General features: G+C 49.9%; 14 protein-coding genes. 11 read left to right on the top strand and 3 right to left on the bottom strand.

Translation table 11 applies throughout. The features are described from left to right. Nucleotides 1-87 precede the first annotated feature (87 nt). Nucleotides 88-681, bottom strand: a complete 594-nt coding sequence (locus tag ACYVH9_RS10770; protein WP_460636320.1) for a hypothetical protein — start codon at nt 679-681, stop codon at nt 88-90. Between the two features lie 207 nt (nt 682-888). Further along, entirely contained in the window at nt 889-2,508 is a 1,620-nt protein-coding gene (locus ACYVH9_RS10775; RefSeq protein ID WP_460636321.1) for a DUF4139 domain-containing protein, read from the bottom strand. Nucleotides 2,509-2,680: 172 nt separating this feature from the next. Here ACYVH9_RS10775 and ACYVH9_RS10780 point away from each other — a divergent pair, with 172 nt between their 5' ends. The 8 genes from ACYVH9_RS10780 (at nt 2,681) to ACYVH9_RS10815 (ending at nt 10,681) form a co-directional block, all read left to right on the top strand. Next, nucleotides 2,681-3,751: an Ldh family oxidoreductase gene (locus ACYVH9_RS10780; protein ID WP_460636322.1), complete on the top strand. Its 1,071-nt coding sequence runs from the start codon at nt 2,681-2,683 to the stop codon at nt 3,749-3,751. 16 nt (nt 3,752-3,767) lie between these two features. Further along, nucleotides 3,768-4,712: an EamA family transporter gene (locus ACYVH9_RS10785; protein ID WP_460636323.1), complete on the top strand. Its 945-nt coding sequence runs from the start codon at nt 3,768-3,770 to the stop codon at nt 4,710-4,712. A 58-nt stretch (nt 4,713-4,770) separates the two neighbouring features. Then, nucleotides 4,771-5,808 carry an endolytic transglycosylase MltG gene (gene mltG / locus ACYVH9_RS10790; protein ID WP_460636324.1) on the top strand — a complete coding sequence of 346 codons (1,038 nt, stop codon included), beginning with the start codon at nt 4,771-4,773 and terminating at the stop codon, nt 5,806-5,808. An 89-nt stretch (nt 5,809-5,897) separates the two neighbouring features. Further along, nucleotides 5,898-6,317 carry an acyl-CoA thioesterase gene (locus ACYVH9_RS10795; RefSeq protein WP_460636325.1) on the top strand — a complete coding sequence of 140 codons (420 nt, stop codon included), beginning with the start codon at nt 5,898-5,900 and terminating at the stop codon, nt 6,315-6,317. 25 nt (nt 6,318-6,342) lie between these two features. After that, nucleotides 6,343-7,272, top strand: coding sequence for a YihY/virulence factor BrkB family protein (locus ACYVH9_RS10800; RefSeq protein WP_460636326.1), 930 nt, complete (start codon nt 6,343-6,345; stop codon nt 7,270-7,272). Nucleotides 7,273-7,649: 377 nt separating this feature from the next. Then, the gene (locus tag ACYVH9_RS10805; RefSeq protein ID WP_460636327.1) at nt 7,650-8,696 is read left to right on the top strand and encodes a glycosyltransferase family 2 protein; all 1,047 of its coding nucleotides are present in this window, start codon (nt 7,650-7,652) and stop codon (nt 8,694-8,696) included. Between the two features lie 72 nt (nt 8,697-8,768). Next, complete coding sequence (locus ACYVH9_RS10810; RefSeq protein WP_460636328.1) at nt 8,769-9,392, top strand: L-threonylcarbamoyladenylate synthase; 624 nt, start codon at nt 8,769-8,771, stop codon at nt 9,390-9,392. 245 nt (nt 9,393-9,637) lie between these two features. Beyond that, nucleotides 9,638-10,681: a hypothetical protein gene (locus tag ACYVH9_RS10815; RefSeq protein ID WP_460636329.1), complete on the top strand. Its 1,044-nt coding sequence runs from the start codon at nt 9,638-9,640 to the stop codon at nt 10,679-10,681. 120 nt (nt 10,682-10,801) lie between these two features. Here ACYVH9_RS10815 and ACYVH9_RS10820 read toward each other — a convergent pair whose 3' ends face one another. Further along, complete coding sequence (locus ACYVH9_RS10820) at nt 10,802-11,725, bottom strand: lysophospholipid acyltransferase family protein (protein ID WP_460636467.1); 924 nt, start codon at nt 11,723-11,725, stop codon at nt 10,802-10,804. 68 nt (nt 11,726-11,793) lie between these two features. Between ACYVH9_RS10820 and ACYVH9_RS10825 the strand changes: the two genes are divergently transcribed. The 3 genes from ACYVH9_RS10825 to ACYVH9_RS10835 all read left to right on the top strand — a co-directional run bounded on the left by ACYVH9_RS10825 (nt 11,794) and on the right by ACYVH9_RS10835 (nt 16,334). Beyond that, nucleotides 11,794-12,447 (top strand): WbqC family protein, encoded by a 654-nt coding sequence (locus ACYVH9_RS10825; protein ID WP_460636330.1) that lies wholly within the window; start codon nt 11,794-11,796, stop codon nt 12,445-12,447. A 61-nt stretch (nt 12,448-12,508) separates the two neighbouring features. Continuing rightward, a complete protein-coding gene (locus ACYVH9_RS10830) occupies nt 12,509-15,037 on the top strand; it encodes an ATP-dependent Clp protease ATP-binding subunit (protein ID WP_460636331.1) in 2,529 nt (842 codons plus the stop codon). A gap of 139 nt (nt 15,038-15,176) precedes the next feature. After that, a complete protein-coding gene (locus ACYVH9_RS10835) occupies nt 15,177-16,334 on the top strand; it encodes a hypothetical protein (RefSeq protein WP_460636332.1) in 1,158 nt (385 codons plus the stop codon). The last annotated feature ends 3 nt before the right edge of the window (nt 16,335-16,337 follow it).

Below are 16,337 nucleotides of genomic sequence, written 5' to 3' on the forward strand. Positions count from 1 at the left end.
ATGATGGATGGCGAATAACAAACACACTGGCCACGCCACCGAAAAGTTCTCATACTTCAGCTTTTTTAATTTGTAAACCGCTGAAAGCTAGTATGTTTCCATGACTTTTAGCCGGTTGTTCTTGTTGATTCGATAACGCGGATGGCTTAATTTATAGCAAATGGCTCCCAACGCCATCATAACGGCGGGCGTTTTTAATGCGCGGGGGTCGGCGGCCAATGATCTCCGCTCGCGGGATACATTAACCACATCCGCTACGAAAAAGATCGTTCCGGCAATCGGGAAAAGATACGTGCCCTGGGTAATGAATGGAATCTGACGGTGGATATAAATCTTCTGGATTTTGTCGAGCCGAAAATGAGTGACCTCGGGGAGAAATGTATTGGGGTCTTCCAGAATCAACACCAGCGATGTGTCGGTTACCTGATAGATGTTGTCCCGGTATTTTTGACCGTTGTAGCGAAACTTGATTTCTTCGTTCGGAAAAAAACGATGCCGCTGAAAGCCGCCGATGCGCCCGGTAACATCCAGCGCCAGGTATTTTTGCCCCGGTTTGAGCAAGGCTACGTACGGGGATTTCTGCTTGATCATCAGCGAATCAATAGAGAGCGTGTCGGTCTGGGCGTAAACCAACTGGATCAGAAAAAGCAGAAAAACCGTAGTGAGCAGGCGATGGATCATATATTATAAACCGCAAATCGAAGAAAAGTTACCCTTTGTGCCCTCTTAATTTTTGCAAAAATGGTACGACCGCGTTCCAAAATGATAACCGTAATTTGGGTGTTTTAGTGAGCTATGTCAGTACTTTTTACAAAACTGTTTTGCTTTGGGCAATGAAACAAGGGCACAAAGACGGGCCTCATGCCCTTATTCCATTGATCGATCTTTCTACTGGGCGTTGACGAGCTGCCGCCCTTTGGGGTATTTAACCGTGTAGCGGAACACCAGTTCCCGGCTTTCATTGGGCTTAAGGGCCAGATTCCAGGTCAGGCGACCGGTTTCGGCGTTGCGCTCAGCTCCGGAGCTTTCATCCAATTCCACCTCAATCCGGCTGTCGGTAGAAACCGGAATCTGGTCGTAAAGGGTTAAATTAACCGGCTCGGCCTTGGTATTCCGTACGGTTATCTTGTAACTATAGCTGTCGCGAACGGACGAGCTCAAGCCTTTGCGGCTGCTGAAATCCTGCGTTTTCTCCCGCTTTACAATAATCTTCTTATCGCGCCCGAGGCCGAGCGTCAGGGTATCGCCCGCTTGTTGCAGATTCACCTGTGATTCGCCAACGTAGGTACCTTCAAAATAGGTGCGGGCTGTGCCGTTGAGCAGATTCAATTTTTCCCAGCCCGAAAGTGTGGCCACCAAAAAGGCATCCGAGTCCATTTTGGGCGTGGCCGTATACCGGTAAGTGGCCGGAAGCTCGCCGGTTTGGATGTCAACAACCTGCGGGCGGTTGTTGGCCAGAATGGTATAAGGAATGGAAATCTGAAAGTTGACGCTGGTGGGCTGGTCACTGACCTGCGTAAAATTAGCCGTACTGGCTAAATCGGCAACCGCTGCCGGGGCCGCAGCGGCTTCATCGGCGACGGCTGATTCGGCCTGCCGGGTCAACATTTTCGGACGAGCCGATTGGGCAACCGGCACGGGACGCGGTTCGTAGAAAATCACAAATTGGGTTTCCAACTGCGGCTGGTTACCGGACAGCGCCGGGTTCGAAGTGGAAAGCGTCAGCCGGACGTTTTGCCAGTCGAAACCCGTATTCTGATATACCTGGGCTTTGTAGGCCAGCGTGGCCGGGCTTTTGGTGTCGCGTACTCGAATGTCGTAAAAAGGAACCCAGCCTGCGTTGTTGACTACATAGTTTAGCTCAAGATCAACGGCGGTACGGTTTTTTGACACCAGAGTCACTTCAATTTCGCCGACGGGTCGCTCGCGTTTGGCGTTCTGTTCGCGTACCTGCCCTTCGAGCCGGTCTACTTTTTGTTTCTGGTCCTTAAGTTGCTTTTCCAAAGCCAGCAGTTTTTTGCCCACGTCGGTCAGGCGCTGGCGGAAAAAGTCGGCCATATCGTTCACTTCTTTCACAGAGGTGCCTTTTTCGGAACCGACTTTCTGGTTGGCCAGGACCATCTTTTTCTCATTGTCGAGCACTTCTTTCTGGAGGTTGAAACCGTCGAACACATCACGGGCGATGCGCAGGGAATCTTCCAGCCGTTGCAGCGAAACCGGTTTGGTAACTTTGGTCAGAAAATTAGTCCGGAACTGAACCCCCTGAATCACCGCATCGCCTTTTCCACGGACCTGAATGCTTTGCGGATCGGTTTGGGCCGACGCATTATCGATAATCAGCCGAGTGGTGCCCGGCTGGATGGTGGTTCGGGCCTGGGCGGTCAACTGGGCGCGATTCAGGAAAACCGTTACGTGCTGAACCGTTGAGGTAATTCGCTGTTCGTCGTCCTGAGCCTGCGCAAATGAAAGCCAAAAACAGCCCCAAATAAATAATGTGAGTTTTTTCATGTGTCAATGACGGGGATAAATCAATTAAGATTTAGATGCCATCGGAAGCGGATTCGTTTAATCTGTGCTCTATTTTTGTGCAAAAACAAAACCCGTACACCGGTTTTACGGTGGATAATCCGCATCAAAACCATAAAGTCGGCTGTTGCCGGCTGCTTCAAGCGCTACCTAAATGACTCCCGTTCAGCAACTCAAGACATTTACTAAACAGATTTTTCGCCAGATTGGCTTTTCAGAAGCCGATGCTGACCTCGCCACGACCGTATTGGTGCAGGCCGATCTTCGGGGCGTCGACTCGCACGGCGTCGCCCGGCTGGCGGGTTACGTACGGTTGTACGACCACGGCCGGTTGAATCCGACCCCCGATATCCGGATTGTTCATGAAACACCGTCAACCGCTGTGGTCGATGGCGATCGGGGCGTTGGATTGGTGGTGGGGCCGAAAGCCATGCAGATTGCCATCGAAAAGGCGCGCGTGGCCGGAACGGGCTGGGTCGCCGTACGCAATTCCAACCACTTCGGTATTGCGGGTTACCACGCCATGCTAGCCCTTGAGCACGATATGATTGGGATGACCATGACGAACGCGGCTCCGCTGGTGGCGCCGACGTTTTCGCTGGATAAGTTGTTGGGAACCAATCCGATTGCTGTGGCCGTGCCTGCCCTGACGCAGCCGCCCTTTGTGGCCGACTTTGCCTCGACGGCGGTGGCCTATGGCAAAATGGAAATATTACAGCGGAAAGGGCAGGAAGCTCCACTGGGGTGGGCGCAGGATGCGCAGGGGCAACCATCGACGGATTCGAATCCGATCCGGAACGGCGGGGCGTTGTTGCCGCTGGGTTCCGACCGCGAACACGGCAGTCACAAAGGATACGGTTTGGGGGCGATTGTCGATATTTTCTCCGGCGTTTTGTCAGGAGCCAATTACGGTCCGTGGGTGCCGCCCTTCGCTACCGCCGGTTTTATGGCTGCGCAGGAAGGTGTTGGGGCCGGAACCGGACACTTTTTTGGCGCTATGCGCGTGGATGCTTTCCGGCCTGTCGACGAGTTTAAGCAGCACATGGACAACTGGATTAGGGCTTTTCGGGGCGCGCGGGCGGTGGAAGGCAGGCAGGTCCTGATTCCCGGAGATCCGGAGCGCGAGATGGAAGCCGAGCGCGAACAGCACGGGTTGCCATTGATCGAACCCGTAATGCAGAGTTTACGTGAATTGGCGGATCGGTTTGGGGTGAAATGGGAATAGGTGATAATCGCACAAAATGAACTCACCACAGCCCAAATCATTGCAGATTCTGTTGGCTTTTGCTGCCATCTATATCATTTGGGGATCGACTTTTCTGGCGGCATTGATTGGCCTGGAAAGCATTCCGCCGTTTCTGATGGCGTCACTCCGTTTTTGTATGGCGGGCGTTTTGCTGTTTAGCTGGTGTTTGCTGAACGGTAAAGCCGGGCTGACGAAGCAAACCGTGGGGCGAAATGCGTTGAGTGGGGTTCTGATGCTGTTTGGTGGAACGGTTTCGGTTATCTGGGCCGAGCAGTTTATTCCGTCCGGTCTGGCGGCCATCCTGGTTACAACCCTGCCGTTCTGGTTTGTTATTCTGGATCGTCGGCAATGGCCCAATTATTTTGCCAGCTGGCTGATCCCCGGTGGGTTGGTGATCGGGTTTGTCGGAGTGCTGATGTTGCTGGTGCAGCCGGAGCAGTCCGTGCAGCAACCGCCACCGACCGGTACATACTGGATGAGTATTGTGGTGTTACTAATCGGCGGAATATTCTGGACAACGGGTTCGCTGTATGCCAAATACAAACCGGCGTTGGCTTCGACCGAATTAAACGGGAGTCTTCAGCTGTTGTCGGCGGGTATTTTCAGCGGAGCAGTCAGTGTGATGGCCGGGGAACTCACGGACTTTCAGATTGCCCAGGTGACTATTCGGTCGTGGTGGGCATTGGGCTATATGGTGCTGATGGGATCGGTGATTACCTATATGGCCTATTTGTGGCTTTTGAAAGTTCGCCCGCCCGCGGTGGTCAGCACCTACGCGTACGTGAATCCAATCATTGCCGTTTTGTTGGGCTGGCTGTTTGCCAACGAATCCCTTTCCCTGCGGCAGGTGCTGGCGCTGGTGGTGATTCTGGCCGGGGTTTTGCTGGTCAATTTACCCAAGTACCAAACCGTTCGGCCAACGTCGGGATCAAAAGAATGATTTGTTGGTACAAAATGCCCATCCTTACTACCTTTGTAGGTCTAATCGATTGTTTAATATGTCTCGTAAGTTTGTCGCTGCCGTTCTGATTATTGTATCGGTTTTACTGGCAACGTTTTCGTTTTATGGTTGGCAGATTGTCAAAACCCCCAATTTGCAGGTTGGTGAAAATGATAAAGATTTTGAACTGCTGATTCCGCGGGGCGCTACGTTTGAAACCGTCATGGATTCGCTCAATGCCCATGAGGTGATCAATGATAAAACCTCCTTCCGCTTTCTGGCCCGTTTCATGAAATACACAGACAATGTGAAGCATGGGCGGTACGTCATCGAGAAAGAGATGACCAATCAGGACGCAATTCGTAAACTGCGGTCGGGGGCGCAAGATCCCCTGAATCTAACCTTTAACAACATCCGTCTGAAAGATGAATTGATTGGCAAGCTGGGCAGCAAATTTGAATTTGGGCCGCAGAAGCTGGATTCGTTGCTGAAAGACCCGGCGGTTTGTGCACACTATGGGTTTGACACCACCACCATTATGTGCATGTTTTTGCCGAACACCTACGAATTTTTCTGGACCACCAGTGCCGAGAATTTCCTGGACCGGATGGGCAAGGAATACAAAAAGTTCTGGACCCCCGAACGGCAACAAAAGGCCAAGGATATGGGCCTGAGCCAGACGCAGGTGCAAACGCTGGCATCCATTGTTGAGTCGGAGAGTAAAAAGAACGACGAAAAACCGCGCGTAGCCGGGGTTTATTTCAACCGGTTGAAGAGAGGAATGTTGCTGGAAGCCGATCCGACGCTGGTTTTTGCGCACCGCGATTTTACCATCCGGCGGGTGCTGAACGTTCATAAGCAGATCGATTCGCCCTACAACACCTACCGTTTCAAAGGATTACCCCCGGGGCCGATCAATCTGCCGACGCTGAGTTCGATTGATGCCGTATTGAACCACGAAAACCACGATTACCTGTATTTTGTTGCCCGGGCCGATTTCTCCGGTTATCACACTTTTGCCAAAACTTACGAAGAACATCTGAATAATGCCCGGATGTATCATGCCGAGTTGAACAAACGCGGGATTATGAAATGAGAGAAAAAGTGAGATAGGAGAAGAAAGATTGATGACCTGAAAACGGTCAGTTCTTCTGCTCTTGTCTAAGCTGGCCTGTCTATAAAAACATGTTCAAATTTGATGTTCCACCCATCCGGGTCCGTTACGCTGACACCGATCAGATGGGGTATGTATATTACGGTAATTACGCCCGGTATTACGAAATCGGTCGGGTCGAAGCGCTGCGAAGCCTGGGGTTTCATTACAAGGAAATGGAGGTTTCGGGCGTGATGATGCCGGTTTACGAAAACCGTTCACGGTATTTGCGTCCGGCCCGCTACGATGATATGCTGACCATTCGGGTGACGATCCGGGAGCTGCCGGGCGTCCGCATTACGTTTTACTACGACATTTATAACCAGCATGGCGAACACCTCAATACGGGCGAAACTACGCTGGTTTTCATGCTGGTGGGTTCCGGACGTTTAACCAAAGCGCCAACAGATCTGATGGAAAAGCTCAAACCTTTTTTTGAACCAGCGGTTTAATTTTTGTCAGTAACGATACTCCATCATGTTGGAAAAATTGATGCAGTATAACGCCGTTCAGCGCGTTATTATCTTTCTGCAAAAACGTAACGCGTTTGATTCCAAGCAAAATTGGTTTGATTTCCTTCGGAATTTCATTCCGAGAATAACGGACAACGACACCAGCGAACGGGCGTCTTCGGCTGCCTATAGCCTGATTCTGGCGGTTTTTCCGGCGGTCATTTTTTTATTTACGCTAATCCCGTTGGTGCCGATCCCAAACCTGGAAGATCAGGTAATGGATTTTTTCTCACAGGTCCTGCCAGCTTCGACTTATGAGACGGTAAAAACTACGATTTACGATATCATCAGCCGACCACGGGGCAACGTGCTTTCGTTCGGGTTTTTGCTGGCGCTGTACGCGGCTACCAACGGCGTTTTGTCGCTGATGATGGCCTTTAACTCGTCGCATACCACGGGCGGTCGTGGTTTTCTGAAAACGCGGCTCATTGCTTTTGGACTGACGATCATGCTGGCAGTGGCCCTTTTTCTGGCCATTGCAGTGCTGGTGGTTGGGGGGGTAATTACCGATTACCTGCAGCGCATCCAGATTCTGGATAATATTGTAGTGACCCGCCTGTTGGGCCTGGCTCGTTATCTGCTGGTTTTTGCGGTGTTTGTCGCGGCCATCTCGGTCATCTATAAGTTTGCCCCCGACAAGGATATGAAGTGGAAGTTTATTACGCCCGGCGGAGTGATTGCCTCGGTGCTTGTTGTTCTGACAACGTACGGTTTCTCCTTCTACGTTTCCAATTTTGCGTCCTACAACAAACTGTACGGGTCAATCGGAACCCTGATCGTTTTAATGATCTGGATTAATCTGGTCTGTTTATTATTGATTATTGGGTTCGATATGAACGTAGCCCTTTACCAGGTTGATAAAGCAAAAGTCCGTAGTCCGGCGATCGAACAATAAATGCTCCCCAAACCGCTTAGAGAGCATTTACAATAACCCTAACCCAAAAATCACAAGCCAAGCTTTTGTTGGAGCGCTGACTGTTTCTTGTACTTACTACGAGAGGAAAAACCGTGCCAGAGGCAAATGAATGTGATTATCTGGTCTTGGTTGGTAAACTGAAAAGTGGTAAAATGTTTATGCCTAAAAGGTTGGTATATAGCGTGTTGATCAGGTTTTTAAATGGAAAATAAAGTGCGAAGTCAACCTTTTTACTTACCTCGACCAGCCTCACCGTTTGCTCAATTTTAGTGCAGCAATCCGCTTAATATTGCTTAGTATTGTCTTCAAAGAGACTACACTCTTTGTTTGATAATTATTCATTCTTCATCATCATTATGGCTGAAACTCTTGAGGCTTCATCGCACGGCTTACTAGCCGATTATCTGTCGTCGATTCGGCCTTTGGTAACAGTTATCTGTACGATTTATAATCACGAACGGTTTATTACGGCTTCGTTGCAATCCGTACTGGATCAGAGTTATTCGGCGATTGAGCTGATTGTCATTGACAACAACAGTACGGATGGATCGGTTGCCCGTGTTGAGGAGCTAAGGCAAACGCATCCACAAATTAAGCTGCTGCAAAACCGGGAAAACCTCGGCATTTGCCGGGCTTTTAACCAGGGACTAAGCATAGCCAACGGGCGTTACGTCATTGATCTGTCGGCGGATGATGTGATGCATCGCGACCGGGTTGCCCGGCAGGTGACGGCTTTCGAGCGGTTGCCGGGTGATTACGCCGTTCTGTTCAGCAATGCGGCTTTTATCGACGAAGATAGCCAGTTGACGGGGTATCATTATCCCATCAATCAAAGTGGAATGGCTACGGTGAACGTCCCTTCGGGCTGGATTTTCAAAGATATTCTGACCTCTTATTTCGTATCGACACCGACGATGATGATGCGGAAAGATGTGCTGGAGAGCTTGGGCGGTTATGATGAATCGCTCAGTTACGAAGATTTCGATTTTTGGGTTCGGACTGCCCGTCATTACCGGTATTACTACCAGGATGAGGTGCTGACGAGTAAACGGGTCCTCCGGCAATCGCTTTCCACTCAGTTCAACAATCGTCATAATTTGCTGCTGGCTTCTACTCTGAAGGTCTGTTACAAAGCGTTCGACCAGTGTCAGTCGGCGGAAGAATACAGCGCCCTGGCCCAGCGGATTCGCTGGTTTATTCGCCAATGTTTTTATACCGAGCAGTTTGCGCTCGCTTTCCGGTACAAGGAGTTGCTGGAGTTCATGGAGCAGCCGGATTTTCGGACCGCTTTTGTGTTGCGGTTGTGCCAATGGCAAATTCCCGTCAATGGCGTCTACCGGCGGTACGTGCACTGGCAGCAAAACCGGCAGCGGAGCCGGAGCGAAGTTCGGACAACGTTTTGAATGCTTGAAAAGAAATCGGTTTTTGCAACCATATTGTTGCTGGTTAGTTAATTCATAAACCACCGATTGTCTATGTCAGCCGAATTTTTGCAGATTCACCCCGATACCCCGGAAGAACGAAAAATCCGTCATGTGGTCGATGTGCTTCGCGATGGTGGTGTCATTATTTATCCAACCGATACTATTTATGGATTGGGGTGCGACATTCACAACACACGCGCCATTGAACGGGTTGCGCGCATCAAAGGCATCAAACCCCAAAAAAACGATTTTTCGTTCATTTGTCACGACCTGAGCCACATCGCCGATTACGCGCGGGTGAGTAATCAGGCCTTTAAACTGATGAAACGTCTGTTGCCGGGACCTTACACTTTTATTCTGGACGTAAGCAACCGGGTACCGAAAATCCTGCACACCAACAAGCGGACCGTTGGCATTCGGATTCCTGATCACGCCATTCCGCGCCAAATTGTGAAAGAGCTGGGAAATCCGATCATCACAACAACCATCAAGGATATTGAAGACGAGATTGTTCCGTATATCACGGACCCCGAGATCATTTTTGAACGGTTTCAGCACCTGGTTGATATTGTGATTGACGGGGGAATGGGGGGGAATAAACCTTCTACGATTATCAATGCAACTACCGACGATTTCGAACTGGTGCGGCAGGGTTTGGGTGATTGGGAAGAATAAGTGCCCTGAACTAAAATAAATTAATACTCGCTCATTATTTTTTGGAATCCTGTTTCGATTTACGGTAGAGTTTCTATTTTTGGCAGCACGTACCTGCTTACGAGAACTCCATTGCCGGTTTATTCAATCGATTATAAAGAAGAGGACTGACAACCGCAGGTATAAATGATCAACATTCTATTCACAATCTTACTTAAAAAACAGTGGTAAACGGAGGGTGTAAGGCGTGCCGGATGGCATGGAAAATGGTTGCAGTAGCTTCAATTTTAATTCAATTCAATGCGTTAAGTGGTTGTTCAACCAGCACCGGTACTGGCAACGGCAACGAAACAACCAGTACTGACAGCAGCGCAGCAAGTGCAACTACCCCCGCGAAAGATTCAGGGGCAACAGCACCCGCTTCGCCGGTTACATCCGCTGATACGGTTGCCGAAACGGATCCGTTGAAAGCCGATACGCTGAGATTTAGCGGCACACTGCCCGATACACTTTTGCCGAAACACCGGATTCTGGCGTATTACGGAAATCCGCACTCGACCCGGATGGGCGCGTTGGGGGAATACCCCCGGAAAGAAATGCTTCGTCGGCTGGACAATGAAGCCGCCCGCTGGCAGAAAGCAGACCCATCAAAACCCATTGTGAAAGCATTACACCTGGTGGCGATTTCGGCCCAGGGCACTCCGCAGAAAGACGGAAAATACCGGCTGCGGATGAGTGATAAAACCATCCGGAAAGTGATTAGCTGGGGCGCGCAGCACGGTGCTATCGTTTTTCTGGATATTCAGGTTGGGCTGGCCGATCTGAAGGGTGAAATGGCGTTTCTGGAAAAATACCTGAAGTTGCCCTATGTGCATTTGGGGATTGATCCGGAATTCTCCATGAAATCGGGCGCTAAACCGGGCACGCGAATCGGGACCTATGATGCCGCGGATATCAACGATGCAGTCCAGTTTTTAAGCCGGATTGTAAAGGAAAACAACCTGCCGCCGAAAGTGCTGGTGGTGCATCGGTTTACGCAACGGATGGTGACCAATTATAAGAATATTAAGTTGGATCCGCGGGTAGCCATTGTAATGGATATGGACGGCTGGGGACCGCCTTCGCTTAAAATTGATTCGTACCGGGATTATATTGTCAAAGAACCAGTGCAGTACACGGGCTTCAAACTATTCTACAAAAACGATCTGAAGAAAGTTGATAATCGCTCAAAGCATAAATCCCCACACGTGATGGAGCCAGAAGAAGTACTGGCGCTCGATCCGAAACCCCTCTATATTCAATACCAATAAGGAGGTAGCGTTAAAATAGTAAGAGTTAGAAGTTAAAAGTAAAGGCTCCGTCTTCGTGCGTTGGCCTATCGCCAGACGGCCTACTTTTAATTTTTAACTCTTATTTATTCTTAACTCTTTTCACCATTTCACCTGCGTTTTTACATATTTCTCCCGCTGGTGTTTCCAGCGTTTGTGCGACCATAACCAGTCAGAAGGCGCTTTTCGAATGGTTTGCTCCAGCAAATCGCGATACCGATTGATAATTTCGCCCTGGGGAATAGTCTCATATGGAGGTTGGGCAATGAGGTGGAAGGTCATCGTATAAAATCCCCGTTTTACACGTACCATTTCAATATAAAAGACCGGTAGATTAAAACTGCGGGCGAGCCGCTCTGTGCCCGGGTAGAAAGGCGTTTCCTGGTGCAGAAAAGAAGTCCAGTAGCCGTATTCAGGCTGGTCGGGGATTTGATCGGCAACCAGGGCAATGAGCCGGGGTTCCTGGCGTCGGGCTACCATCTGGCGTAGCAACGTTTGCATCGGCACGGGCGTGGCTCCAAATCGGGAACGAATGTGCCGGACGATGGCCTCGGACCGTTCATTGTTCAGTTTTTTATAAACCGCATCAGCCGGCATGCCGTTAACGACCGATGCCGACGGAGCCCATTCCCAATTACACTGGTGCGAAGCCATTATCAAAACGGCTTGTCCCCGTTCCAAGTAAGAACGTACCTCTTCGGGATTGGTAAAGGTGACCCGTTTTTTGAGCTCTGCAATGGACAGGGTCGGTAATTTCACGGTTTCTACCAAAACATCAGCAAAGTTTCGGTAAAATTTTTTGGCAATTTGTTGCCGTTCCGTATCCGATTTCAGGGGAAATGAACGTTCTAAATTCGTAAGAATGACGCGTTTTCGATAGCGGATTACGTAGGCCAAGATATAAAACAAAAGGTCGGCAATTACGTAGAAAACGGTAAGCGGTAAACGAGAAAGCAATCGAAAGAAAAATAGTCCCATTAGAAAAGTAGCCTCTGATTTAGCAAAAGCACGCCAGCAAATTAAAATTTTGCCAAACCGTTTGCTTGTTCAATGCGAAATTCATTTATTTGATAGTATCAACGCATCGAGTAATATTGGAAAAGTACCACGTTGGGCATGTAAGTCAGGGCATTCGGATTGAATTACATTATCTGCCCAGTTTGACTTATTTCACCGCACTCTTACCCTTCGATACCGTTTGGCTGGAAGCAGCCGAACATTATGGAAAGCAAAGTTACAGAAATCGGTGTTATGTCCTGACGGCAAATGGCATCGACCGGCTGACGGTACCGGTACGCAATGGTACACACAAACAGTTGATCCGGGAGGTACAGATCGACGACCGGCAAGCCTGGAGAGATCGCCAGTGGCGGTGTTTGGTAACGGCTTACAGCAAAGCTCCATTTTTTGAGTATTATGCTGATGAACTGGAATCGGTACTGCGCCGAAAATGGGATTATCTATTTGACTTGAACCTGGAGTTGCTGACATTATGTCTGAAATGGCTGGGCTGGCAGAAAAATCTGGTATTAACTGAATCCTTTGATAAACAGGCTGGTACGGGTATTCTGGATGCTCATTCAAAAATAGATGGGCGCGAAGCATTACAAAATGGCAGGTTTTATCATCCGGTAGCGTACCAGCAGAACTTTGGCAGTGTATTTGTACCAGATTTGAGTATTCTGGATTTGATTTTCTGCCAGGGAACCGCAGCTTCAGATCTTTTGAGGCAGTCGCTGATACAGTGAACAATACTGAAAAAATTTTCGTTAGTACGGAAAGACGCAATTACAATACAACCCTAAGCGAATGGAAGCTAAATTTTCGAACCGAGTTAAAGAAGTTATCTCGCTCAGCAGAGAGGAAGCCCTGCGTCTGGGTCATGATTACATAGGTACAGAGCATCTGCTGCTGGGTATGATTCGGGAAGGCGAAGGGGTAGCCGTTGGGTTATTGAAAAAATTGGGCATTTCATTGGACGAGCTCCGGGTAACCATCGAGCAGGCGACCAAAGGAACCGCAACCAACAATGTCAAAAATCTGGCTAATATTCCACTCACCCGCCAGTCTGAAAAAGTACTTAAAATCACCTATCTGGAAGCCAAAATCTTCAAAAGCCCGCTGATTGGCACCGAGCACCTGCTGTTGTCCATTCTGCGCGACGAAGATAATGTTGCGACCCAGATTCTGAACAAATTTAATGTCAACTACGAGGTTATAAAGGAAATGCTGGAATATCAATCTTCTGGTACACGTCCGCATATGGGCCCCGAAACGGATGACGACGACAACGACCGCGGCATGTTCGGTGGCAGCAGCTCCGGTTCGGGCAAAGATCCGAAAGGGTCGGAGAAGTCGCGGACGCCGGTTCTGGACAACTTCGGACGTGACCTAACGAAACTGGCCGAATTAGGTAAACTTGACCCGATTGTCGGCCGTGAAAAAGAAATTGAGCGCGTGGCCCAGATTTTGAGCCGCCGGAAAAAGAACAACCCGATCCTGATTGGTGAACCGGGCGTTGGTAAAACCGCAATCGCGGAGGGTCTGGCGCTGCGTATCGTTCAGAAGAAAGTATCGCGGGTGTTGTTTGGCAAACGCGTAGTGACGCTGGATCTGGCTTCGCTGGTAGCCGGCACCAAATACCGTGGTCAGTTTGAAGAGCGCATGAAAGCGGTCATGAACGAGCTGGAAAAATCACCGGAAGTGATTCTGTTCATCGATGAGTTGCATACCATCGTGGGCGCGGGTGGTGCTTCGGGTTCGCTCGATGCTTCCAACATGTTTAAACCAGCTCTGGCGCGCGGTGACATTCAATGTATTGGTGCCACGACGCTGGACGAATACCGCCAGTATATCGAAAAAGATGGCGCACTGGCCCGCCGGTTCCAGGTTGTCATGGTGGACGCTACCTCAGTAGAGGAAACCATCGAAATCCTGAACAACATTAAAGATAAGTACGAAGATCACCACCACGTCAACTACACACCGGAAGCGGTTGAAGCGGCTGTGAAATTGTCGGAGCGTTACATCTCTGACCGATTCCTGCCCGATAAAGCCATCGACGTACTGGATGAAGTGGGGGCTCGCGTACACATCTCCAACATCTCGGTTCCCGAAGATATCCTGAAGCTGGAAGAAAGCATTGAGAATATCAAGAAGGAGAAAAACCAGGTGGTGAAGAGCCAGAAATACGAAGAAGCCGCTCAGTTGCGCGACAAGGAAAAACGCCTGATTGATCAGCTGGACCGTGCGAAACAAGCCTGGGAAGAAGAAACCAAGAAGAAACGCTACACGGTAACGGAAGAAAACGTGGCCGAAGTAGTAGCGATGATGACGGGTATTCCGACCAACCGGGTGGCTACCAACGAAGGCGCTAAACTGCTGAACATGTCGGATCAATTGACGGGTCGCGTGATTGGTCAGGACAAAGCGGTTCAGAAACTGGTGAAAGCCATTCAGCGGACGCGCGTTGGTTTGAAAGATCCGAAAAAACCGATCGGTTCATTCATCTTCCTCGGCCCAACCGGGGTTGGTAAAACCGAGTTGGCGAAGGTACTGGCTTCGTACCTCTTCGACAAAGAAGATGCGCTGGTGCGGATCGATATGTCGGAATACATGGAAAAATTCAGCGTAAGCCGTCTGGTCGGAGCTCCTCCGGGCTATGTGGGTTACGAAGAAGGTGGTCAGCTGACCGAAAAAATCCGCCGGAAACCGTATTCGGTTGTGCTGCTGGATGAGATTGAGAAAGCCCACCCGGATGTATTCAACATCCTGCTGCAAGTGCTGGATGACGGTATTCTGACTGATGGTCTGGGTCGCCGGGTTGATTTCCGGAACACGATCATCATCATGACCTCGAACATTGGGGTTCGTGATCTCAAAGATTTCGGAACCGGTATCGGTTTTGCCACCCGTGGCAAGTCCGAAAATCAGGATGAAATCATGAAGAGTACCATTCAGAACGCCCTGCGGAAAGCTTTCTCGCCGGAGTTCCTGAACCGTCTGGACGATGTGATTGTGTTTAACTCGCTGCAACGCGAAGACATTCACAAAATCATTGACCTGATGCTGGGCAAACTGCTGGGCCGGGTAACGAGCCTGGGATACAACGTTGAACTGACCGAAAAAGCGAAAGACTTCCTGTCAGAAAAAGGCTACGATCCCCAGTACGGTGCTCGTCCGCTGAGCCGGGCCATTCAGAAATACCTCGAAGATCCCGTGGCGGAAGAAATTCTGAAAGGCGATCTGAAAGATGGGGATGTAATCATGGCCGATTATGATGACAACGGAGAAAACCTCATCATCACGGTGAAGAAGCAGGAAACCGTTGCGGAATAAGCAAAATACCATACTACAATAGGAAATAGGCAGGACGAAAATCCTGCCTATTTTTTTGCGCAATCGGGAAGCGCAAATTGACCGTATTTCCCGGATGAACGGTATTATTATTGCTACAGATCGGCCGTAACTCAACTGTATGAAAATCGCTACGGCTTTTCTGAAGATTCTCTTCTTCTATTTTCTTGTGCCTGCTTCCAATGCCCAAACGGAACCAGGGCGTGCTTTCTGGAGCGGAAATGTCCAACTCAATACAACCCAACTGGCAGGCGAATACCCCAATGGCTACACGCGCCGGAGTCCGCAGCTTTCGTTTGCCTTGACGCACGGCGCTTTCCTGGATAATGGATGGTTGTTGGGGGTAACTCTGAGCGGGTCCTATTACAAACAGATCAATGCCAACACGATCCCGTTGGACCAGAAATACGGGCGGGGTGGTTTGTCGGTTTTTGCCCGGAAATACTGGGGAGCCAACAACTGGCGGATTTATGCAGGTGGTGGAATTGGCGGCAGCGTCGATCAGTTCCGCCAGCAGATGTACGATGTAACAACGAGCATTCGAACCGAAAACAAGACCAACACGCACCAGATTTCACCTTTCACGCAAATTGGCGGAGTTTATTTTCTGAACAGCCGCTGGGGCCTGGAGCTGACGACAACCAGCACGGTTTTTCCGTTTACATTCAGCAGCCTGACCGCCGGACTGATTTATATGACGGGTTCCACAAAATCCGAGCGGAAGATTCTGGACGCGACGCCACCAACGGTTGGGTCACAGGCTCGGGCGGGACGGTTTACGGTGGGGGCAAGCATTGTTTTTTCCGGGCGAACGGAAGAGTTTAACAACCGGATTTCGGAGGCCCAAAGCCTGATGGCGGCTCCGGCCATTGGCGTTTTTGTGGCCAATAATTTGTTAGTGGGAATTTCCGTACCCATCACCTGGAGCCATAACAGCGGGACGAGTAAAACGGTTGAAACCAGCCTGGGGTTCGCTCCTTACGTGCGGGCCTATCTGTCCAATACCCGTCTGCGTCCCTACATTGGAGCAACCTATAGCCACTCAGCTTATTTTTTTCAGCAGGATGATTTTCCCCGGGAAGAAATCAACCGGACGGCGGGCGGAACGCTGAACGGCGGACTAGCCTACCTGCTGGGTCAGCACTTTATTGCCGAAGCTAATTTGCTCAATCTGAATTTTAGTAAACAGACGCAAAACAATGATTTGAAAAACGGCTTGTGGCTGCAAGGGGTACAGGCTACAACTTCTCCCGCGTTTTCGGTGCAGTACGTTTTCTGATCC

This window comes from Larkinella harenae, assembly GCF_054780515.1.